Here is a 22,222-nt window from a genome sequence, read left to right on the forward strand (position 1 = left end):
CATGCTTTCCCCTTTCTCCTGGCAAACCTTTTTACCCATTAATATGCAAGGTAATTATGACTTCATTATCCTCCAGCCAACTGGTGCAATGGCGCCGCGAACTGCATCAATTCCCGGAACTCTCGAATCATGAGTTCGCTACAACTGAACGTATAAGCCGGTGGCTGACGCAGGGCAATATCCGCCTTTTGTCATTCGGATTAAAAACCGGGGTAGTTGCTGAAATTGGTCAGGGAGAGCCGCTGATTGCCCTGAGGGCCGATATTGATGCGCTGCCCATTGATGAAGCGGTCAGCCATTCGTGGCGGTCGAATAATCCGGGCGTCATGCACGCCTGCGGACATGATATTCATACTTCCGTAATGCTTGGCGTGGCTTATCAGCTTAAAAAGTCTGAAGCTGAGCTGAAAGGCCGGGTTCGCATCCTGTTTCAACCGGCCGAAGAGACCTTCAACGGTGCGCAACAGCTGATTGATGCTGGCGTACTGAATGGCGTGCAGGCAATTTTCGGTATGCACAACGCACCAGACCTGCCGCTGAACAGATTCACCACGCGCGCTGGCCCGTTCTATGCAAACGTCGATCGTTTTGTCATTCGTGTGACGGGCAAAGGCGCTCACGCGGCCAGACCCCATGAAGGGATCGATTCCATTGTGATTGCCAGCCAGATCGTCACGGCGCTGCAAACGCTGCCGAGCCGGATCTTCAGCTCGCTGGAGTCCGTTGTAGTCAGCGTAACCCGCTTCACCGCCGGAAATACCTGGAACGTACTGCCGCAGAGCGTGGAGCTTGAAGGCACCGTGCGGACGCATAACGCTGAAATCCGGGCACAAATTCCACAAAAAATTGCGGCGTTGATTAACGGTATCGCTGGTGGGTACGGCGCTAAGGCAGCGCTGGAATGGACTGAAGGGCCACCCGCTTTAGTTAACACACCCGAGTGGGCTGAATTTGCGCTTGAGCAGGCGAGCCTGGCAGGTTATCAGGCTGAACCCGCCGTTACGCCGCAAATGGGCGGCGAGGATTTCGCCTTCTATCTGCACCATGTGCCGGGCGTATTTGTCAGTATCGGCAGCGCGAGTGAATTTGGGCTGCATCATCCTGGCTTTGATCCTGATGAAGAGATTATCCCTTCTGCCATCAACTATTTTACCCGGCTGGTCCCACGCGCCTTAGAGCGGGTCGCGGCTAAAAAATAAGAAAGGAATTTTATTATGCTTGTCCCTACCCCAAAACCGTACTCAATCATGTTGTGATTAACGTTGCTGACCAGTTAGATGCCGCCAGCGCACTTTACCGCAGGCTCGGCTTCCAACTGACTGAACGTGGGCATCATTCCCTGGGTTCGGGCAATCACCTGGCGGTGTTTGGTGAAAATTATCTTGAGCTGCTTGGCTATGAAAAGGACAAAAAAAACAGCCGTGCCGATCTCTGGCAGGCATCACCTGGTCTCAGCGGACTGGTCTGGAAAACGGAGGATGCCGACCGGGAATATAATCACCTGGTACGACAGGATTTAGAGAGTGACCAGCCAGCATCGTTCAACCGGCCGGTAACCCTACCCGATGGCACGGTGAGTGAAGCGCAGTTTCGTACCGTCAGGATCCGCCCGGCGCTTCCATCAATAACGTTAGCGGCTATGCAGGCTGAATTTTCCTGCCGTAGCCTCTTCTGCTTCCCGCATTACGGCTACCACGCTGTCAAATTGGTGCGGATCGGCATGCATGTCAAGATGGCGAAGCGTGACGCGCACCGGCAGATTAATCATGCCGGTCAGCGCGTCCCATAACGCGTCCAGATTATTGCCAAACTCCATGCCGATGGCGAACTTATGGCAAAACTGGCGGTAAAATTCCGTTACGTCGGCAATATTGTCAAAGTCGAAACTGATGCTGTTCATCTCAGTACACCTGTTCAACGTGACGATAATGATCTCGGGTCACGTAAATCATCCCGTCGCTGGAATAGAGCATACGGTCGCTGCCCCGCCGCCCGCAGTCATAGTTAACATCCGCCTCAAACCAGCGACGCCCCGCCTTTTCCGGCAGAACTTTTTCACGGTTAGAGAAACGGTCACCCCCTATCGCCCGGCCCGGCAACGTCTGGCAAAGATTGCCCTGGGCCGGCTCCCAGCCCAGCTTTCTCGCCGCATTTTTAGTCAGGTAATAAGCAGGCAGGCGCTGATGCTGATGGAGGTAATCCGCCACGCGCTGCTGCTGCGTGAGCGTGGCGATATCGGTTGCTGAAGCGCTCTGAGAAGCCCGCTGCTGAGCAGGCTGATGGATGGGATGGCGCAAACCGGCAAAGGTGGCAACCAGCGCCAGAATGGCCGCTACAATTAATTTTTTATTCATGCGCCGAGTTTACCCCGGCAGAATATTTAACGTCTATTTCTTCTCTGCGTATTTCTGTAATGTCGCCGGCGTCACTAACTCAAAGGGGATCCAGTAATAGGGTTCCAGCTTCTCGCCTTTAATCATCCGCTGCGCCACCTCTACCGAAGCTTTGCCCTGCCCGATAGCATCCTGGAATACGGTAACCTGCATTTTGCCTGTCGACATCGCTTTAAGGCCATCTGGCGTGGCATCTATGCCGCCAATCAGGATTTTGCTCTCTTTTTTGCCCGCCTGCTGCAGTCCCATTATCGCGCCGATTGCCATTTCATCGTTATTGGCCGCGACGATATCGATCTCCTCGCCGTTGGTCAGCCAGTTCAGCATCAGATCCATCCCTTCACTGCGGGAGTAGTTGGCCGTCTGCTTCTGCACCACGCTCATTTTGGGGTATTTGGCGACAACCTGCTCGACATCTTTGGTACGCTGGATAGCCCCGGCGTCGGTCAGATTACCTATCATCACCGCCACTTTGCCCTGATAGTTTGCCAGACGTGCCAGCTCTTCCATTTGCAATGTGCCGGACTGCTTTTCATCTGAGCCGACAAAAACCACGCCTGAAGGTAACTTGATGTCACCGGGCGTGCGGTTGACGTAAACCAGCGGTATTTTGGCTGCGGTAACCAGTTTGGTGATGGCAGGCGTGCCTGCCGAGTTAACCGGATCAACAATGATCGCATCCACGCCCGCGCTGATAAAACTTTGCACCTGATCGGTCTGTTTGCCTACATCACCACGGGCATCTTCAAACTGCACGGTTAGCCCTCTGGCTTTGGCCTCTTTGTCGATAGAGTGACGAATAATCGTCAGAAAGTTTTGATCGAAATAAGCCATCGAGACGCCGATAGTTTCTGCCAGCGAAGAGGCAGAACAGCTGAGGGTCATTAACAACAGTAAAGTTTTGCAGGTTTTCATTATCAATCTCCAGAGGGTGATCGGCCTGCGCCGTTTCGCACTCAAAACGAAACGGAATTACCGATAGAAGAAGATAATGAAATAAACAGTTTTATCGCAAGCATCGCGTTTCCGTTCCGCTGGGCGGCTCACATTTCCTCTCAGGCGATATCCATCAACATCAGCAGTAAAGGGGTAGTGACAGCAGAGAAAATTGTCGAAAGCAGCATGCTGGTGGCTGCCGGACCGGTTAAGGCATTAAATTGTTGAGACATCAGATAAACGTTGATCCCCACCGACATCGAACCTAAAAGCACCACGACTTTGCTCTCCAGCGGCGGCAGCCCAATCAGCCAGGCCAGCCCCCAGATCACCAGCGGTTGTACAATCAGCTTTAACAGGCAGATTGCATAGCTCTCTTTCAGGCCCTCCTTTATTTTATAAGCGGCAAGGCTCATGCCCAGCGCCACCAGCGCCAGCGGTACGGCAATTTTGCCCAGCATACTAATGGGCTGATCGACCATCTGCGGCAACGAAAGCCCCGTCAGGCTGAATAATGTGCCAGAGAGGATAGCGATAATCAGCGGATTTTTCAGTACGCTAATGGCAGTTTTGCCAAAGCCTGTCAGGCTGAGCGAACCATGTCTGAACCACTCCACCGAGACCGTAGCGAGCGTCCACAGAATCAGGCCGTTAAAGACCAGCACCAGCGCTACAGAGGGGATCGCTTTTTCTCCCAACATTACGGTAGCAATCGGCAGGCCCAGCATCACGTTGTTAGAGAAAATCCCGCCAAGTGCAAATACCGAACCCGATATCCCATCGAGCCGAAAAACGCGCGCCGCAATAATGCGTCCAAGAAGAAAGACGATCAAACAGCCTCCAAAAAAAGCGATCAACAGGCGGGCATCCACTGGCGGGCTTTTGCTGAAATCGCTCATCAACCTGAACAGCATCGCCGGCAACGCAATCTTAAAGACCACGCGGTTTAGCGCTTCGCTGATGCTCTCTGGCCATTTACGCCAGCGAACCAGCAGCCAGCCCAGGGCGATAAGAATAAAAAGCGGCATGGAGAGCAGGATTTGGTGAAACAAGGTATCCAAAAGCGCAGGCATGTAAGACTTATTCCTCAGTCGTTTTCTCTACCATAAGATCGATGTGATTCAACGTAAAGCCTTGAAGAGATTAAGGGGAAGAAAAGCCGGGTGAACGCGGCTGTTTCTCATGTTTGCGGCGCAAGCCTGAAGACGGTAACGCTTTGCAGTAGATTTTCCGCCTGCGACTCTGCGGCAACGGTAGAGGGTTGTGACAACGGGGCCAGTAGCCGTTGTCGCTCTTTCATAACAGGTTCTGGCATGGGCATTACAGAGCTTTAAAGTGGGGATCTTACGGGCCGCTCAAGCAAAATAAGGCGGGACTGTCACAGTCCCGCTTCTTCTAAATCAGTCTGGCAAGACGCAGTTCACTTTTCAGATAAGCGTAATAAACCGGCGCGGCAACCACGCCTGCCAGCCCAAAAGCAGACTCAAATACCAGCATCGCCAGCAGGATTTCCCAGGTCTTGGCGTTGATACGCGTGCCAAAGATCTGCGCGTTGATAAAATACTCAAGTTTGTGTACCAGGATTAAAAACACCAGCGATATCACTGCCGCTTCCAGAGAGATGGAGAGGCCAATCAGCACAATGACCGTATTAGAGATCAAATTGCCAATGATCGGCAGCAGGCCGGCGACAAAGGTGAGGACCACCACGGTTTTTGCAAAAGGGAAATGCAGCCCAAACAGCGGTAACACGCCAAAAAGGAAGCCGCAGGTGAGAAGAGTATTAACCAGCGAAACTTTAATTTGCGCAAATACCACATTATGGAAGGAGGCGGCCAGCACCGTCAGCCTCTCCAATAGCGCATGTTTCAACGGGGCATCCAGCGTATTCAGGCTACTGATACGCAGCGAGATAATGGCACCTAAAAGCATGCCGATCAGCATTGTGGCGAAGGTGTGCGCCGCTGTCCGTCCAAAGGTTTGTACCACTACCAGATGTTCCCGCAGCCAGGTCACTACCTGATGCTGAAGCTCATCAATATCCGCAGGCAGATAGTGGCTGACAACGGGCGAGAGAGTACGCTGCGCGTCTTCCAGAAGTTTACTTGCCGCGGCGTGAAAGGCTGCCGGATTTTGAAAATCATGCAGCAGGAAGCCAATCAGCTTGGTGATGCCACCCACCAGCGCCAGCAGGATGATAACCGTCAGAAAAAAAATGATGATCCAGCGAGCCAGCGGCCCTTTGACCAGACGCTCTACCCACGGCGTTAATGCCAGGATAGTTTCATAAACAATGAACCCAGCCAGAAAACAGGGCAGCAGACGCAGGGGGAAAATCAGAAACAGCGCACCAAAAACTAGCAGATAGCTGGCGGCTTCACATATACCCTGCTTGTTCAGGTTCCACATCGGCATGACAATTCCTGTCTTAAACGTTAGCGCAATTCAGACAGTATACAATGGGTTGGCGGAGTTTTGCGGATTAAACGAAGAGAGGCTGAGATTCACAGCGGGCTAAACGCCCGCTATTGAAGAGAAGATCCGGCTATTGTGCGCAGGCGCTGACCTGAACCTGACGACGCCATGCGCCCGGAGATTGTCCGAACTGGCGTTTAAAGCTGCGATTAAAGGACTGCTGTGAGTCAAATCCAAAAGAGATAGCGACATCCAGGATCGGCTCGCCCCCGTTCGCCAGGCGTTCGGCGGATTTTTTCAGACGGCGCGCACGAATATACTCACCCAAAGCATAGCCAGTATGCTGCTTAAACATACGTTGCAGATGCCATTTGGAGTAACCAGCCCGGTCAGCTACGGTATCCAAATCCATCTTCCCTTCAATGTGAGTATCGATCCACTTTACCAGATCGTTAATAAAATCATCATGGCTCATTACTTTCCCCTTTGGCGCTTTTTGTTATTAGCCTGACTTGACCTCTTGCCCGCAGCAGGGTAAAAGGTAACTTTAATGAATGCATATACGCTAAAGCACCCGCCCCATTAATGCAAGTTTTATTGTTGCATTAAATGCGGTTCGCTGGCACTCTTGTCGCTGCCCTCTCCGCCTTTATTCACATTTTGCTACGTTCACTGACAAAAAAATGCTAAAGGCAACAATTATACTTGCACTTTATTGACCCTCTTCTTACAATCCAACCTGTTTAATGCAATTAACATAGTTGCATTTTATGCATTATGCCGTGCACTTTCACGTCGTCCAGCATCTGTAACAGGGATTAACCATCATGAGATCATTCACCGCTATGCGCCTGCGCACAATAGCGCTTCCGCTCCTCTCCGCTTTCTGGCTGATGGGATGTGATTCCAAAGGGGCCGAACAGAGCGCGCCACCTGCCCCACAGGTGAGCGTGGCAGAGGTTCAGCAACAAACGGTCAGCCAGTGGGATAACTTCAACGGGCGGATTGAGGCGGTGCAGAGCGTTCAGCTCCGGCCCCGCGTAACCGGTTATATCGATAAAGTGAATTACACCGAAGGCCAGGAAGTTAAAAAAGGCGACGTGCTGTTCTCCATTGATGACAGAACTTACCGGGCAGAGCTTGAACGGGCGCAGGCCGATCTCGCCAGCGCGCGTACTCAGGCTCAGCTGGCGCGTAGCGAATCGGGCAGGACGGAGAAACTGATTGGCAGCCAGGCCATTTCCCGTGAGGTCTGGGAACAGCGGCGTTCCGCCTCTACCCAGGCACAGGCCAGCGTGCTCTCAGCACAGGCTGCTGTTGATATGGCGCGGCTAAACCTGGATTTTACCCGCGTGACCGCGCCTATTGATGGCCGCGCCAGTCGGGCGATGATCACCTCCGGCAATCTGGTGACCGCCGGTGACAGCAGCAGTGTCCTTACCACGCTGGTTTCCCTGAATACCGTTTACGTTTACTTCGACGTTGATGAAGCCACCTTCCTGCGTTATCAGCAAATGAGCCGTCAGGGCGAGAGTGCGGCGAACAGCCATCATGCCTTGCCGGTGAAAATTGGTCTTGTAGGTGAACAGGGCTACCCGCATGAAGGCAAAGTCGACTTTACCGACAACCAGCTGACCGCCAGCACCGGAACCATCAGGATGCGCGCGTTACTGGATAACAGCCAGCGTCTCTATACCCCCGGCTTGTTTGCCCGTGTTCAGCTGCCTGGCCGTGCTGACTTCCCTGCCGTGCTGGTGAATGACAAAGCGGTGCTCACCGATCAGGACCGTAAGTATGTTTGGGTGATTGATGCCCAGAACAAAGCGCAGCGTCGTGATATCCAGCCTGGTCAGATAGCCAACGGCCTGCGTATCGTCCAGCAAGGGTTGCACTCTGGCGATCGGGTGATTGTGGATGGCGTTCAGAAAGTGTTTATGCCGGGGATGCCGGTAAATGCCAAAACGGTGCCGATGGCACCAGCCTCCCTTTAATTTAAGCTGCGGAAACTGATATGGATTTTTCCAGATTTTTCATCGACCGACCGATATTTGCGGCCGTGCTGTCGATTCTGATCTTTGTCTCCGGGCTGATTGCTATTCCGTTGCTGCCAATCAGTGAATACCCGGACGTGGTACCGCCGAGCGTGCAGGTGCGGGCAGAATACCCCGGCGCTAACCCGAAGGTCATCGCAGAAACCGTGGCAACGCCGCTGGAAGAAGCCATTAACGGCGTCGAGAACATGATGTACATGAAATCGATTGCAGGTTCAGACGGCGTGCTGGTGACCACCGTCACCTTCCGTCCGGGTACCGATCCGGATCAGGCGCAGGTTCAGGTGCAAAACCGCGTTGCTCAGGCCGAAGCTCGTCTGCCGGAGGATGTCCGTCGTCAGGGCGTCACCACGCAGAAGCAGTCTCCAACCATGACGCTGGTTGTGCATCTGGACTCTCCTTCAGGCCGTTATGATTCGCTCTACCTGCGAAACTATGCGCAGCTGAAAGTGAAGGATGAGCTGGCGCGTCTGCCGGGTGTGGGTCAGGTGCAGATTTTTGGTGCCGGTGAGTACGCGATGCGTATCTGGCTGGATCCGACCAAAGTGGCCGCGCGCGGTATGACGGCAGGCGATGTGGTAACCGCCATTCAGGAGCAAAACGTTCAGGTTTCTGCCGGACAGCTGGGCGCAGAACCTATGCCCAACAAGAGTGATTTCCTGCTGTCGATCAATGCTCAGGGCCGCCTGACCAGTGAAGATGAATTTGGCAATATTATCCTTAAAAATGGCGAAGATGGACAAATTGTCCGGTTGCGCGACGTGGCGCGTATTGAGATGGGTTCGGGAAGCTATGCGCTGCGTTCCCAGTTGAATAACAAAGATGCGGTAGGGATTGGTATCTTCCAGGCACCTGGCGCGAACGCTATCGACCTCTCCAATGCTGTCCGGGCGAAAATGGCCGAGCTGGCGACCCGCTTCCCCGATGGCGTGGAGTGGAAGGCACCCTACGACCCAACCATTTTTGTGCGTGATTCGATAAGTTCCGTGCTGCATACGCTGCTGGAAGCGATCCTGCTGGTGGTGCTGGTGGTGATCCTGTTCCTGCAAACCTGGCGTGCTTCCGTGATCCCACTGCTGGCGGTTCCCGTGTCGGTAGTGGGGACCTTCTCCGTGCTCTACCTGCTGGGCTTTTCGCTTAACACGTTAAGCCTGTTCGGACTGGTGCTGGCGATTGGTATCGTGGTGGATGATGCGATCGTGGTGGTGGAAAACGTCGAACGCAATATCGAAGAGGGGCTGGAACCGCGCGCTGCAGCGCATCAGGCGATGCGCGAGGTATCAGGTCCGATTATCGCTATCGCGCTGGTGCTTTGTGCGGTATTTGTGCCGATGGCCTTCCTCTCTGGGGTAACCGGTCAGTTCTACAAGCAGTTTGCCGTCACCATCGCTATTTCCACCGTAATTTCGGCAATTAACTCGCTGACGCTCTCGCCTGCGCTGGCGGCGTTACTGTTGAAGTCGCACGGCGCGCCAAAAGATCGTCCTACACGCATTATCGACTCCCTGTTTGGCTGGCTGTTCCGTCCGTTTAACCGGTTCTTTAACAAAAATTCCGAACGCTATCAGGGCGGCGTCTCGCGCATCCTTAAGCGTCGCGGTGCGGTGTTTGGCGTCTATGTTCTGTTGTTGATTGGCGCAGGTGTGATGTTTAAAGCCGTTCCCGCCGGGTTTATTCCTACCCAGGACAAACTCTACCTGATCGGTGGCGTGAAGATGCCGGAAGGGTCGTCGCTGGAGCGCACCGATAGAGTGATCCGGCAGATGAGCGATATTGCGTTGCATACCGAAGGCGTGGCGGATGCGGTGGCTTTCCCAGGGCTGAACGCGTTGCAGTTCACCAATACGCCAAATACCGGCACGGTGTTCTTCGCGCTCAAACCGCTGGACCAGCGTACACGTTCTGCGGCGGAAATTAATGCCGAGATCAACGCTAAACTGGCGACGATTCAGGAAGGGTTCACTTTCTCAATTATGCCGCCGCCGATTTTAGGGCTGGGCCAGGGCGCAGGCTATTCACTCTATATTCAGGATCGCGCTGGTCTGGGATATGGCGCATTACAGGAAGCTGCCAATGCGATGGCGGGCACCATTATGCAAACGCCGGGCTTACACTTCCCTATCTCGACCTATCAGGCTAACGTGCCGCAGCTGGACGCGCAGGTGGATCGTGATAAAGCTAAGGCGCAGGGCGTGGCGTTAACCGATCTGTTTGGCACTTTACAAACCTATCTTGGCTCGTCGTACGTCAACGACTTCAACCGCTTTGGCCGTACCTGGAAAGTCTATGCGCAGGCTGACGGTCAGTTCCGTGACAGCATTGAAGATATCGCCAATTTGCGTACCCGTAATGCGGCCGGGGAGATGGTACCCATTGGCAGCATGGTGCATATCGGCACCACTTATGGACCGGACCCGGTGATCCGCTACAACGGTTTCCCGGCAGCTGACCTGATTGGCGATGCCGATCCGCGCCTGCTTTCCTCTGCTGAAGCGATGCAGGCGGTGCAAGGCATTGCTGACCAGATCCTGCCAAACGGCATGAATATCCAGTGGACTGACCTGAGCTATCAACAGTCAACTCAGGGCAACGCGGCGATCATCGTCTTCCCGGTGGCCGTACTGCTGGCGTTCCTGGTACTCGCAGCGCTTTATGAAAGCTGGACGCTGCCACTGGCGGTGATCCTGATTGTGCCGATGACCATGCTCTCTGCGCTGTTTGGCGTATGGCTGACCGGTGGCGATAACAACGTGTTTGTGCAGGTTGGACTGGTGGTGCTGATGGGACTGGCCTGTAAGAACGCCATTCTGATTGTGGAATTTGCCCGCGAGCTGGAGATGCAGGGCCGCACCATTGTGCAGGCTGCGCTGGAATCCTGCCGCCTGCGTCTGCGTCCGATCGTCATGACCTCTATCGCCTTTATCGCCGGAACTGTTCCGCTGATGGTGGGTCACGGCGCAGGGGCTGAAGTTCGCACCGTGACCGGGATCACCGTATTTGCCGGGATGTTGGGCGTGACGCTGTTCGGGCTGTTCCTGACCCCGGTCTTCTATGTTGCCCTGCGTAAACTGGTGAAAAAAGAGGAGCCTGTGGTAGAGAGCGAACCCGCTTTCGAAGGCTGAAAGTAAAAGACTCTGAAGTTAACTAGCGCGTTAAGGCTGGAGAAAGACAAAAAATGGGAAGCGATTTGCTTCCCATTTTTTTGTTCGCAATCCCGATTCCAAATCAACTGGGCACACTACTTCAGGATCAAAAAAGGGCGGACAACTTTCGCTGTCCGCCCTTTTGCGGAGATAAGCAGATTTATGTATCTGCTGCTTCGCGGGCTAAAAATGCCTCGCAGCTTCCTTCTGGATTACGGCGATCGCGCTCATAAATCTCGGTCAGCGCATCCGCTACCGTGCGTTTGGCCAGCACGTCGAGCGAAGCCTGCTCTGCTTCACGCGCCAGTTCTTTAAAGAACCAGCAGGTATTGGCGCTAACCAGACAGCGGGCAGGCACTTCCGGACGCCCTGCCAGCAGCGGCTTATCCTCCAGTACGGAGAGATAGATATCACACAATGTGATCTCTTCAGCCGGACGGCCCAGGCGAATAGTGCCGGTGCGGCCAAGCGTGGAGACAATAATGCCATCGCGGGTCAGCGGCACCATCATCTTGCGGACGAAGCTGGGGTTGGCCTCAAGGCCCATTGCCAGAATTTTGCTGGTGCTGCGTTTACCTTCCCGCTCCGCCTGGGCTACGCTGAGCACCATTTGTAAGGCTGTAGGAAAACGAATATCAAGCATGTTCAGATCCTTGCTTTTAGCTGTGCATCACCGTTTCAGCGGCGGTCTTAAAAAGCATTAAAAATCAGTCAACTAATAAAAACAGTACCCGATTAATATAACAAATATTGTTGCTTTTTAGAAGGATCGGCTTAAGCGATTACTGCTATTCCCTTTATCATTATGAAAAATATGGGATTATGGTCACAAGTCGTTGGCAGCGATGATGCGGGTAAGTTCCGCACGTTGGCGGACGTTATCCGCAATAGCGGCAATCTTTGGCGTATGTTGGTGAAACCAGGCCTTTCTGGGGCGCCAGCAAACTATCAGCGGTTGGATAAGCCAGCTTTTCGTTACCCCCGTAAGGCCTTTCCACTACCAGAACTTCAAGCCAGACACAGAGCGCTGAGTAAAAACGTTGCCGGTGAGGGGCTTCTCTTTTGCAAGCTTCCGCTCAGGAAAAGCGACAAACCTGAGGAATGATTTCAGACAAGGCTATATTAAATGGGCAGGAACCAGAGATGCTTTAGATGTCGGTTGCTGCCCTGAAGGGTCAAAGCGCTATTAACCTGCGTTCAGGATGTTCGTCCAGACGGAATCTGCGCGAGCTAACGAGTCTGTAATTCCCTCTCCTGCACCTGTTACCAGGCCAAAGACCGCACCCCAGATCCCGCCAAACAGTCCACCAATGACACCCTGTGCCGGTGCCAGAATGCCGCTGGACACGCCATTGGTGTTGGCGGAAATATTATAACAAGACCACGCTACACCCATTGCGCCAGCAATCGTCCCTATTACTGCTCCGCCAATACTATCCAACAGTCCGGTTGAAGCTGCGCCTGAAACCATTTGTGTTTCTGCAATGCTGAGTTCTTTCATTTTATCTCCCTTAACTTCTTAATGAATATAAATATATATAAGGGATATTTAAAAAAATTAAATATCCCTGATATGGTTGCTTATTAGTAGAGCGATGTAAATAGAAGAAAATCCATTTATACTAAAATGATTTCACCTCTGGTTATTCAAATGTAATTTATAATACACTTATTTTAGGGTTCGCATGACTGGCGTTATCTTTCATTCTTGCCATTGTCACTCTGCTCAGGTCCGGCTTCGTGGACGGAGTAGTAAGGGCATCCGCTTTTATTACCGGTGATGTAAATGCGGTTTCCAGCTGACCTGGACCTATAGCAGCCCGATAACCTCGGCAGATTGCCGAAAAAGTTCTTAACGTTTACAATATTATTTAGAAAATAAAAATATTAAAGGTTTTTTATTATTGAGGTTACGTCCAATTTAACTTACCAACAGAAATCCATTGAAAATAGGGCCTTATTTTTTGTGCATAATAATTCAGATGAGTATGCTCAGAGTGGAAGTTGCCCGGCAAGCCTGGATTTAAGCGGGCTACGTTATAGAAAATATTTTTGCATCATATCTCCAAAGGCAAAGCCGGTCACTGACCGGCTATATTTGTTTAAGCTCACTTCTCGCTCAGGTAACGATAGACCACAGAGAGATCTTTTTCGCCATATCCGGCATCAACTGCTTGCTGCCAGATATCAGAGATCAGGTTCAGGCCGGGAAGCTCGCTGTTTTTAGCCGCCTCCAGCGCCAGATTGACATCTTTTAATGCCCAGGTCAGATGCATTTGTGGGTCGTATGTCCCCTCTTTAATCATCTCCAGCTTACCTTTCACGTAGGGAACGGCCAGCGGCCCGCCCTCCAGTACTGACCAGAGATCGTCCGGGCTGAAACCAAATTCTTTAGCCATCTGGGTGCTTTCTGACAGGCCCTGGACCATAGAGATCAGCCAGGCGTTGACCACCAGTTTCATCCTTGAAGCTTTACCCGCTTCTCCCAGCCATTTTGTCCCTTTTGAAATAGCAGCAAAGATGGTTTCTGCATCAGCAGCACGGTCACGATCGCCACTGGCGAGGATCACAATCTGGGCATTTTCAGCGGGTGTTTTAGTGCCTGATACCGGCGCATCAAGGAACACTACGTCCGGGCGTTGCTGCTGAAAAGCGGCGATCAACTTCTCCGTAGCTTCCACACCAATGGTGCCCATCTGCACCACGATCGCGCCCTGCTTCAAAGCGCTTTGCGCTTTAGCCAATACCGTTTCGGTGGTTTCAGCATCTGCCAGCATCGCTATCACAACATCAGCTTCTTTAACCGCTTCTTCAGGGTTGTCGGCCAGCTTCAGCCCTGCACTTATTAAGTCCTCACCACGGGCTTTGGTGCGGTTCCAGCCGGAAGTAGTAAAGCCTTTTTTGATTAAATTAGCAGCAAAGGCATGGCCCATTGCGCCTAATCCCAATACAGCAACAGAGGGACGTTGAGTCATCTCATCTCATCCTTATGGTTAGCTAAAAGGGGCTGCTTTTCAGCAACCTTAACTCTTCCAGGGTAGCGCAATCTACGAAGAAAGAGTTAACTGCTGTGAAAAATTTGCAGTGAATGGGTAAGAGGATATGAATAGATCACAGAGGCGAAGAGAAATTAGCTGCCCGGGTTCAATAGTTCGGGGGAGACGTTAGCGCCGGTGATCTGGCTTAAAGCCCGGGCGCTGTTTTCATCCTCGGGAATATAAACCAGCAGCCTTTCGCCATTTCTCGGTGCGGAAAACCAGTTGTTCTGCCGCAGGGTTAATGCGCCTGCCTCAGGATGGTAAAAGCGTTTAACCTGATTCTCAAATTCTCGAATTTCATACCGCTGCCAGATGTCACGAAACTCTTCAGAGCAGGAGAGCAGCCGATCAACCATAGATTTCCAGTGCGGATCTTCAAGATTGTCAGCCATTTGCGCGCGGAATCTGCCGACCATATGGGGCATCACGCTCTCCCAGTCCAGCATGGAATCCCGCCAGGCCTTGTGGGTGAACGCCAGCAGAATACAGTTACGATCCCCGGCAGGAATAACCTCTAAATCCACGTTGATCAGCTTCTGCCAGGCGGCATTGTAGCCAAGAATATCAAAACGCACTGACTGTATGAGCGCGGGCAATGGATATAACGCATCCAGCATGATCTGCCCTTGCGCGGAGATTCTGGCGCACCCTTTCGCCGCTGCCTGTAAAGGATACTGATGTCCTGCCAGCGAAAAAAGATGCCGGGACTCCGCCTCGTTACACTGTAACGCCAGAGCGATGGCTGTCAGAGTTTTGGTGGAAGCTTTAATCTCTCTGCCCTGCTCCAGCCATGTATACCAGGTGACACCAACTTCAGCCAGTTGCGCCACTTCCTCACGGCGCAGACCGGGCGTGCGGCGATTACGCATGCGCGGCAGACCAAGACGATCGGGGTCCAGGCTCTCACGCCTGCGGCGTAAAAATGCGCCCAATAACTGACGATTATTTTCTCTGGGTGGGACAGGTAGAATTTCAGGCATAACAGGACCTCCGGGCCAGACAGGTAGCATTTATACTATGATAAGTAAGCACTGGTACCCGTTTTAATAATCATTGATGCTATGCCTCATTCTCTCTTATGACAAGGCGTTACCTGATGAAAAACGGTGCCGATGTTCCTTCCCTGGGTAGCGGTGGCCTGCTGGTTTTACTGGCAGGACAGCTGCTGCCAATGATCGATTTTTCCATTGTTAACGTGGCGCTGGATGCGATCTCCACCGCGCTACACGCCTCGCCCATCCAGCTTGAGCTTATTGTGGCGGTCTATGGCATAGCCTTTGCCGTCACCCTGGCGATGGGTGGTCGGTTGGGTGACAACTATGGCCGCCGCCGGGTATTTACCCTGGGCGTAGTGCTGTTCGGTGTGGCATCTCTGCTCTGCGGCATCGCCAGTTCAGTCTGGCTGCTGCTCATTGCAAGAGGGTTGCAGGGGATAGGCGCTGCGCTTGTGGTGCCGCAAATTCTTGCCACGCTGCACGTCTGCCTGCATGGCCGACAGCATGCCAGAGCGATAGGCCTCTATGGTGGCATTGGCGGACTGGCGTTCATTATTGGTCAGGTGCTGGGTGGATTCTTAATCGCTGCCAATTTCGGTGGCTACGGCTGGCGCAGCGTTTTTCTGATTAATATTCCTCTTTGCATAATGATTGTGCTGCTGGCGGCAAAAACTATTCCGGAAACAAAAAAGGCAGAAAAGGTCTCTGTTGACCTTTCAGGCACCTCGCTGCTGGCCAGCGCCATTGGCTGCTTACTGGTGGCGCTTGCCCTGGGGCCGCTGCTGCACTGGTCATGGCCCTGTATCTTATTGCTTGCCGCTTTCCCACTGCTGCTTAACCGTCTATGGCGGGTAGAAGTCAAACTGGAGCAACAACAAGGCGCCCCGCTGCTGCCGCCGAGCCTGATGCGGTTAAACGGCGTCCGCTTTGGCCTCTCCATCGCCGTGCTGTTTTTCTCCTGCTGGAGCGGATTTATGTTTGCGGTTGCGTTAACGCTGCAATCCGGTCTTGGCATGACGCCGTTCCAGTCCGGAAATGCTTTTATTGCCCTGGGAGTGGCCTATTTCCTCGGCTCACTGTTTTCAACGCGCGTGGTGGAAAAGCTCGGCAAGCTGGCAACGTTGTTAACCGGTTGTGGGATCCAGATGACCGGACTTCTGGCGTTAATGTTCACCTTTAATAATGGCTGGCCGGACGTAGGTATCCTTGCGCTGATCCCCGCTACGGCACTGACCGGACTTGGCCAATCTTTTATCGTCAGCTGTTTTTATCGTATTGGGCTGTCCGATGTGCCCAAAGATCATGCGGGGGCTGGCAGCGCGATGCTTTCAACCGTACAACAGGCAGCCTTTGGTCTTGGGCCAATGCTGCTGGGGTCGGTCTACAGCCAGGTGCTGCAACAGCATGGAAGTTATAAAGAGGCCATATTAATCACGCTGGCCGCAGAGTGGATGCTGATGTTATTGCTGGTCGTCAGATCGGTGATGACGCGTAAACGTCTGGCAGTTCAACCCGGCTGTTAACTCATTCTGTTTAATAATGTCTCACAAGACTTCTGGCGGCCTTCTCAGGCCGCTGTTTTTTTAAAGCGCGCCTGACGCACTTCATGCATAAGGCGGCCATTAATCACTCAACTTTCCTGCGGTTCAGTTTTATATTGCCTGGAACATTCAATAAATCTGTCTATACTCATCAGCCGACAGGTTACCTTGTAAAAATGGGTTTATCTCAGCATAAATAACCTGTCAGTAAGGGGAAGAAGTGGTGATAAAGGTTCTGTTTGTCTGATTTACAAAAAAGAGCATTTTTTCGATTTCTTCTGCCCGCTAAATAAAACAAACTATGCGCTCTTTGATCTGGATTCCGCCCGCGGTGGAATTAACTTTCCACCAACAAGTCGTTAACTCCCATGCAATCTATTAATACCGTTTCACGCAAAACGGCGTGGCTACGCGTTGTCATGTTAGCCATCGCTGCGTTTATATTTAACACCACTGAATTCGCTCCGGTAGGTCTGCTGTCGGACATAGCGGCCAGTTTCTCTATGCATACCGCCCAGGTTGGGCTGATGCTGACTATTTATGCCTGGGTTGTGGCACTGCTCTCTCTGCCAATGATGCTGTTAACGCGTCAGGTTGAGCGGCGGTTCCTGCTGATTGCTATCTTCTCGCTGTTTGTCGCCAGCCACGTGCTGTCAACTTTTGCATGGAGTTTCAATATCCTGGTACTCTCCCGTATCGGTATTGCGCTCTCCCATGCCATTTTCTGGTCTATCACCGCTTCTCTGGCCATACGCGTCGCTCCTGCCGGTAAAAAAACGCAGGCGTTGAGCATGCTCGCCACCGGCACCGCGCTGGCTATGGTGCTGGGTTTACCGATTGGGCGCCTGATTGGTCAGTATCTGGGCTGGAGAATAACCTTTGGCGTGATAGGCGGCGTGGCTTTGATAACCATGCTTTGCCTCGCGAAATTACTGCCGAAGTTGCCAAGTGAACACACCGGCTCTTTAAAAAGTGTGCCGATGTTATTCAAGCGCCCTGCTTTGGTTTCGCTCTATTTACTGATTGCGGTGGTGGTAACAGCACATTATACCGCCTACAGCTATATTGAACCCTTTATTCAGAGCGTCGCGTCAATGGGTGGTAATTTCACCACCTTCCTGCTGTTGATATTTGGCGCTGCCGGAATTGTGGGTAGCGTGCTCTTTAGTACGTTAGGCAATAAATTCCCGGCAACGTTTTTGCTGGGAACCATCGCTTTAATTACGCTCTGTATGCTCTCTTTGTATGTTGCCGTTACGCAGAGCCTGGCTATTTCTACGCTTTGTATTATCTGGGGCATGTCGATGATGATTATCGGCCTGGCCGTTCAGGTTCGCGTTCTGGCTCTGGCACCAGACGCTACCGACGTAGCCATGTCGCTGCTTTCGGGCATTTATAATCTGGGTATTGGCGGCGGAGCGCTGCTTGGTAATCAGGTAAGTTTACACTTGGGTATGCAGAATATAGGTTATGCCGGTGGTGCTATCGGCCTGCTCTCGCTTGTCTGGTGTGCCTGGAGCATGCGTCGTTATCCTCAGCTGCGGATCAATGGATAAGCCGATCAGGATTCGATAAACCAGCACAGGGGCTAAGCAATTAGCCCCTGTGGATTTCTATTCCAGGTAAAAAACGGGGAGCAGTTCAGCACTGACCGGGCTGTGATCGGGATTAGATGGCATCAGTGCACTCATCGACTGCCACCAACGCTGACAAACCTCCGTTTGTGCCACCGCATTCCATTGCTCCTCTGACTCAATCTCTACCACGGCAAACAGCAGGTTACGCGGCGCATCCAGAAAAATAGCGTAATGGTGCGCACCGTGCTCTTTCAGCGTCTGCGCCAGCTCTGGCCAGATAGGATTGTGCCGCTGCTGGTACTCCTGATGTTTGTCCGGATAAACCTGCATAACAAAAGCTTTACGCAACATGAGGATGTTTTGCCTCCAGCGCAGCCTGCCACGGTTTTACTCCAAAGCGCTCACCCAGGGCGATTAGCTCCTGTGTGGTGATGCTCTGCTTCATTCCGCCCATTGACAGGACTTTAACCACCACCTCAGATGACTTTTCAGCGGTATCGATCAGACCGAATGTCTCGTCCAGCGTCGGCCCGGCCCCAAATATGCCGTGAAAAGGCCACATCACCAGACTGTGCGAAGCCATCTGTTCAGCGGTTTTTTCGCCAATCCCGTCGGTGCCGGGCACCATCCAGGGAACAATCCCCACGCCATCAGGGAAGACGACCAGGCACTCTGTGCTCCCTTCCCACAGCAGGCGGGTGAAGGATGCTGAATCAAGCTCCACCACATAGCTGAGGGACATAAAATTGGTCGCATGGCAGTGCATAATCACACGGTCAGCACCTTGCGTGACCTGCATACGCACACTGTGAGACTGAAAGTGTGAGGCCAGTTCAGAGGTAGGCAGCCCGCCGTTGGTCAACCCCCAGTAAATGCTGTAAGCCCGTCCATCCTCACTGACCCGCAGCAGCACCAGACTGTCAGCAGGGTCGAGCTGAACGTTACGGAAAAATTTCCCTGAGCCTGTCACCAGGAACCAGCAGTTAGCGAGTGCCGGGGCCGGTTGGGTCAGCTCTACCGTACGGGGTTGAAAGTAGAAGTCTTGTGCGTAGGGTTGCACTTCTTCATCCAGCAGGCGCAGGCTGACATTGCCGCCATTGCGCTCATCCCAGCCTTTTAACCACATATCGCTGGTCGCTTTTACCATTCCCTGTACAAACCAAGCATTCAGAATATTTTGCATGTTACGTCCTTAACGTTTGCTGAGAACTTGTTGTTCATAATGACGGACAGCGCCTAACCAGCCAGCTCCGGCCGGGACATCGTGACGCAGGCAGTAGGCTTCCCAGACAGCCTGCCACGGCAGAGATTTCTGCTCTTCAAGCAGGGCCAGACGGCTGGTGTAGTCCCCTTCCAGCTCCAGCTTTTTCAACTGATCTACCGGTTCCAGCAGAGCACGCAACAGCGCTTTTTTCGCATTGCGGGTGCCAATAACCCAGGCCGCAATGCGGTTGATGGAGGCATCAAAGAAGTCCAGACCAATGTGTACCTTGTCAAAGAGCTTCTGACGGACGATTTCGTTAGCGATGGCTTGTGTCTCATCATCAAGAATAACGACGTGATCGCTGTCCCAGCGAACCGGCCGACTGACATGCAGCAGCAGACGCGGGACGTAGAGCATCGCCGTGGAAATTTTGTCTGAAATCACTTCGGTTGGATGGAAATGCCCTGCATCCAGGGTCAGTGCAGTCTGACGGCTGCTGGCATAACCCAGACAAAACTCATTAGAGCCTACGGTATAGCTCTCGGCACCAATGCCAAATAGTTTGCTTTCCACTGCATCGATATGGTGGGCCGGGTTGAGGTTCTCTTTGATAATCTCATCCAGCGAGTTCATCAGACGCTGGCGAGGGCCGAAACGATCGATGGTCTGATCTTTCATGCCATCCGGAACCCAGATATTCATGATTGAAGGGGTACCGAGCGCTTCACCAAACGACGCGGAAACTTTGCGGCTCGCTTTACAGTGCTCAATCCAGAACTGGCGGATTTCGGCATTTGCATGCGCGAGGGTAAAACCGTCCTCACTCAGTGGATGAGAGAAACAGGTAGGATTGAAATCCAGCCCCAGGCCATTCTTTTTTGCCCATTCAACCCACTGGCTGAAGTGTGCAGGCTTGATCTCTGTACGCTCAACGGGGCTGTCGCTTTCCAGATAGATAGCGTGAAGGTTAAGGCGCTTCGGCCCAGGGATCAGCGCCATCGCCTGATCCAGATCGGCCCGCAGTTCTGCCGCCGTACTCGCCTTTCCGGGGTAATTACCCGTTGCCTGAATACCGCCAGTTAACGCGCCCTGAGGGTTCTCAAACCCTTTAACATCATCCCCCTGCCAGCAATGCATGGAAACTGGCAGCTTATCCAACTGCGCCATGGCAGCGTTGACGTCAATACCGATATCAGCAAAGCGTTGCTTAGCCAGCTCAAATGCCTGTTCGATCGCTCGGGTCATATACATAGCTCCTTAGCCTGGTGTGTCAGTGACTGAAAGCATGGCCAGCTGCGGCGATACGCGTCACTGGCGTGAGGGGTATAGGTTTTTAAAGTGAAATTTTGCTTTATCAGCTGCCTGAAGTGCGCCACATCCCGAACGTCTCCGCTGGCTATCAGCTGGCTGCCAATATTACCCAGCGTGGAAGCCTCGACCGGACCAGCAATAACCGGAATACCGCAGGCGTCAGCACAAAGTTGATTGAGTAAAGGGTTTTGACAACCGCCGCCGACGATATGCAGCCAGCTAAACGCCGCTCCCCGCAGATCCTGCAACTCATGCAAGACCTGACGATAAAAGAGCGCAAGACTGTCAAATATGCAGCGGGCTAGCGCGGCAGGCGTTGCGGGTGCAGGCATTCCCTGCCCGACACAGGCATCCTGGATTTCCCGCACCATATTGACCGGGTTGATAAAACGGTCATCGTTAGGGTTGATCAACGACCGACAGACGGGTTGCTTTTCAGCCTCTTCAACCAGCCCACAGAGATCTTCTATTGAGAGTTCTCTGCAAACCCGCTGAAGCAGCCACAGCCCCATGATATTTTTCAGTACGCGATAGCGGCCTTCAGCCCCGCCTTCATTGGTAATATTCATCGCCAGCGCGGCGTCGTTAGCAAAGGGTTCGGCACTTTCAAAGCCCATCAGTGACCAGGTTCCGGAGCTGAGCCAGGCCGCATTGGTTCCGGCCACCGGAGCGGCGAGCACGGCGCTTGCCGTATCATGGGTGGCAACGGCAATGACCGGCACCGGGTCGCCTTTGGCGGATATCCATTTCCCCACGTGATGTCCCGGTTGCGTGGGCTGACCAAACCAGCTTGCCCTGGCGCCCGCCCACTCCAGCAGCGTTTCATCCCACTCCCCGCTGCGTAAATTTAGCAATTGGGTGGTGGTTGCGTTGGTATATTCCCAGTTCAGTTTGCCGGTCAGGCGATAATGGAAATAATCAGGGATCAACAGCGCATGACCGACCTCAGCCAGCCAGTCAGGCTCAGCGCTGGTCATTGCGCGCAGCTGATAGAGCGTATTGAACGGCAGAAACTGAATTCCCGTACGCTGATAAATGGACTCACGCGAGAGTTGTGAGCAGGCTTGCTGCATAATCCCCTGCGTGCGGCCATCCCGATAGGAAACGGGCAGACCTAACCGGTTTCCCTGCTTGTCCAGCAGTACGTAATCCACGCCCCAGGTATCAATACCGATACTGTCCGGCACAATACCCTGTTCATCCAGCTTATTGAGCGAACTGAGAATAAAGTGTTCCAGCGCGTCTAAATCCCAGCACTGACGGCCCTCCACGGCGATTAATTGATTCACGCAACGGGCAATCTCTTCCAACTGGAGATTGCCCGTTTCACTGTTAAAACGTGCCAGCATTACGCGGCCGCTGGATGCTCCCAGGTCGATGGCTACACAATTTCGCATGCTCATAGCATTGGCTTCCTGTCAGTTCGATAGCCACAGTCTAAGAGTCTGAGGATCCTGTACCTTCCCCTAAATGCCAGCTGCCGTTCGGCCCTGGCAACAAGGCAAAGATGAACGTGAATCAGCTCACAAAATCGGTTATCGCTCTCGCCAGGCTCCGATGTGACACGCCGCGCAATTCTGTTATTCCTCTCCCCCCATCTTAAAAAATGAGCCTGATT

General features: G+C 52.9%; 19 protein-coding genes and 1 pseudogene. 6 read left to right on the forward strand and 14 right to left on the reverse strand.

The window, feature by feature from the left end; all coding sequences use genetic code 11:
* The first annotated feature begins 56 nt into the window (after positions 1-56).
* Positions 57-1,199, forward strand: a complete 1,143-nt coding sequence (locus SD961_RS09770; RefSeq protein ID WP_318790178.1) for an amidohydrolase — start codon at positions 57-59, stop codon at positions 1,197-1,199.
* Positions 1,196-1,618: pseudogene (locus SD961_RS09775) on the forward strand (VOC family protein); the annotation flags it as partial. The gene SD961_RS09770 and the pseudogene SD961_RS09775, both read left to right, overlap by 4 nt.
* Before the next feature lie 12 nt (positions 1,619-1,630).
* Here the strand turns inward: SD961_RS09775 and SD961_RS09780 are convergent.
* The 6 genes from SD961_RS09780 to SD961_RS09805 all read right to left on the reverse strand — a co-directional run bounded on the left by SD961_RS09780 (position 1,631) and on the right by SD961_RS09805 (position 6,219).
* A complete protein-coding gene (locus SD961_RS09780) occupies positions 1,631-1,900 on the reverse strand; it encodes a barstar family protein (RefSeq protein WP_318790179.1) in 270 nt (89 codons plus the stop codon).
* A gap of 1 nt (position 1,901) precedes the next feature.
* Positions 1,902-2,354, reverse strand: coding sequence for a ribonuclease domain-containing protein (locus SD961_RS09785; protein ID WP_318790180.1), 453 nt, complete (start codon positions 2,352-2,354; stop codon positions 1,902-1,904).
* Between the two features lie 33 nt (positions 2,355-2,387).
* Positions 2,388-3,308 (reverse strand): sugar ABC transporter substrate-binding protein, encoded by a 921-nt coding sequence (locus SD961_RS09790; RefSeq protein WP_318790181.1) that lies wholly within the window; start codon positions 3,306-3,308, stop codon positions 2,388-2,390.
* A gap of 140 nt (positions 3,309-3,448) precedes the next feature.
* Positions 3,449-4,402, reverse strand: coding sequence for an AEC family transporter (locus SD961_RS09795; protein ID WP_318790182.1), 954 nt, complete (start codon positions 4,400-4,402; stop codon positions 3,449-3,451).
* A 322-nt stretch (positions 4,403-4,724) separates the two neighbouring features.
* Entirely contained in the window at positions 4,725-5,744 is a 1,020-nt protein-coding gene (locus SD961_RS09800; RefSeq protein WP_318790183.1) for an AI-2E family transporter, read from the reverse strand.
* A 130-nt stretch (positions 5,745-5,874) separates the two neighbouring features.
* Positions 5,875-6,219 carry a helix-turn-helix domain-containing protein gene (locus SD961_RS09805; RefSeq protein ID WP_318790184.1) on the reverse strand — a complete coding sequence of 115 codons (345 nt, stop codon included), beginning with the start codon at positions 6,217-6,219 and terminating at the stop codon, positions 5,875-5,877.
* Between the two features lie 352 nt (positions 6,220-6,571).
* Between SD961_RS09805 and SD961_RS09810 the strand changes: the two genes are divergently transcribed.
* Both SD961_RS09810 and SD961_RS09815 read left to right on the forward strand, forming a co-directional pair.
* Positions 6,572-7,735: an efflux RND transporter periplasmic adaptor subunit gene (locus SD961_RS09810; protein ID WP_318790185.1), complete on the forward strand. Its 1,164-nt coding sequence runs from the start codon at positions 6,572-6,574 to the stop codon at positions 7,733-7,735.
* Between the two features lie 20 nt (positions 7,736-7,755).
* Positions 7,756-10,917, forward strand: coding sequence for an efflux RND transporter permease subunit (locus SD961_RS09815; protein WP_318790186.1), 3,162 nt, complete (start codon positions 7,756-7,758; stop codon positions 10,915-10,917).
* 181 nt (positions 10,918-11,098) lie between these two features.
* Here SD961_RS09815 and SD961_RS09820 read toward each other — a convergent pair whose 3' ends face one another.
* From SD961_RS09820 to SD961_RS09835, 4 genes are all read right to left on the reverse strand, one after another.
* On the reverse strand, positions 11,099-11,581 hold the full coding sequence (locus SD961_RS09820) for an RrF2 family transcriptional regulator (RefSeq protein ID WP_318790187.1): 483 nt from the start codon (positions 11,579-11,581) through the stop codon (positions 11,099-11,101).
* A 543-nt stretch (positions 11,582-12,124) separates the two neighbouring features.
* On the reverse strand, positions 12,125-12,439 hold the full coding sequence (locus SD961_RS09825; RefSeq protein ID WP_318790188.1) for a hypothetical protein: 315 nt from the start codon (positions 12,437-12,439) through the stop codon (positions 12,125-12,127).
* 607 nt (positions 12,440-13,046) lie between these two features.
* Positions 13,047-13,913, reverse strand: coding sequence for an NAD(P)-dependent oxidoreductase (locus SD961_RS09830; protein WP_318790189.1), 867 nt, complete (start codon positions 13,911-13,913; stop codon positions 13,047-13,049).
* A 155-nt stretch (positions 13,914-14,068) separates the two neighbouring features.
* A complete protein-coding gene (locus SD961_RS09835) occupies positions 14,069-14,956 on the reverse strand; it encodes a helix-turn-helix transcriptional regulator (RefSeq protein WP_318790190.1) in 888 nt (295 codons plus the stop codon).
* Positions 14,957-15,072: 116 nt separating this feature from the next.
* Here SD961_RS09835 and SD961_RS09840 point away from each other — a divergent pair, with 116 nt between their 5' ends.
* Both SD961_RS09840 and SD961_RS09845 read left to right on the forward strand, forming a co-directional pair.
* A complete protein-coding gene (locus tag SD961_RS09840; protein ID WP_318790191.1) occupies positions 15,073-16,494 on the forward strand; it encodes an MFS transporter in 1,422 nt (473 codons plus the stop codon).
* Between the two features lie 386 nt (positions 16,495-16,880).
* Entirely contained in the window at positions 16,881-18,068 is a 1,188-nt protein-coding gene (locus SD961_RS09845) for a sugar transporter (RefSeq protein ID WP_318790192.1), read from the forward strand.
* 57 nt (positions 18,069-18,125) lie between these two features.
* Here SD961_RS09845 and rhaM read toward each other — a convergent pair whose 3' ends face one another.
* The 4 genes from rhaM to rhaB are packed head-to-tail and all read right to left on the reverse strand — an operon-like array spanning position 18,126 to position 22,007.
* Positions 18,126-18,440, reverse strand: coding sequence for an L-rhamnose mutarotase (gene rhaM, locus SD961_RS09850; RefSeq protein WP_318790193.1), 315 nt, complete (start codon positions 18,438-18,440; stop codon positions 18,126-18,128).
* Complete coding sequence (rhaD, locus tag SD961_RS09855; protein WP_318790194.1) at positions 18,430-19,272, reverse strand: rhamnulose-1-phosphate aldolase; 843 nt, start codon at positions 19,270-19,272, stop codon at positions 18,430-18,432. The genes rhaM and rhaD overlap by 11 nt, the downstream gene beginning before the upstream one ends.
* Positions 19,273-19,281: 9 nt before the next feature.
* Positions 19,282-20,538: an L-rhamnose isomerase gene (locus SD961_RS09860; protein WP_318790195.1), complete on the reverse strand. Its 1,257-nt coding sequence runs from the start codon at positions 20,536-20,538 to the stop codon at positions 19,282-19,284.
* On the reverse strand, positions 20,535-22,007 hold the full coding sequence (gene rhaB / locus SD961_RS09865) for a rhamnulokinase (RefSeq protein ID WP_318790196.1): 1,473 nt from the start codon (positions 22,005-22,007) through the stop codon (positions 20,535-20,537). The genes SD961_RS09860 and rhaB overlap by 4 nt, the downstream gene beginning before the upstream one ends.
* Positions 22,008-22,222 lie beyond the last annotated feature (215 nt).

Source organism: Erwinia sp. MMLR14_017, assembly GCF_033657285.1.
Lineage (GTDB): Bacteria > Pseudomonadota > Gammaproteobacteria > Enterobacterales > Enterobacteriaceae > Erwinia.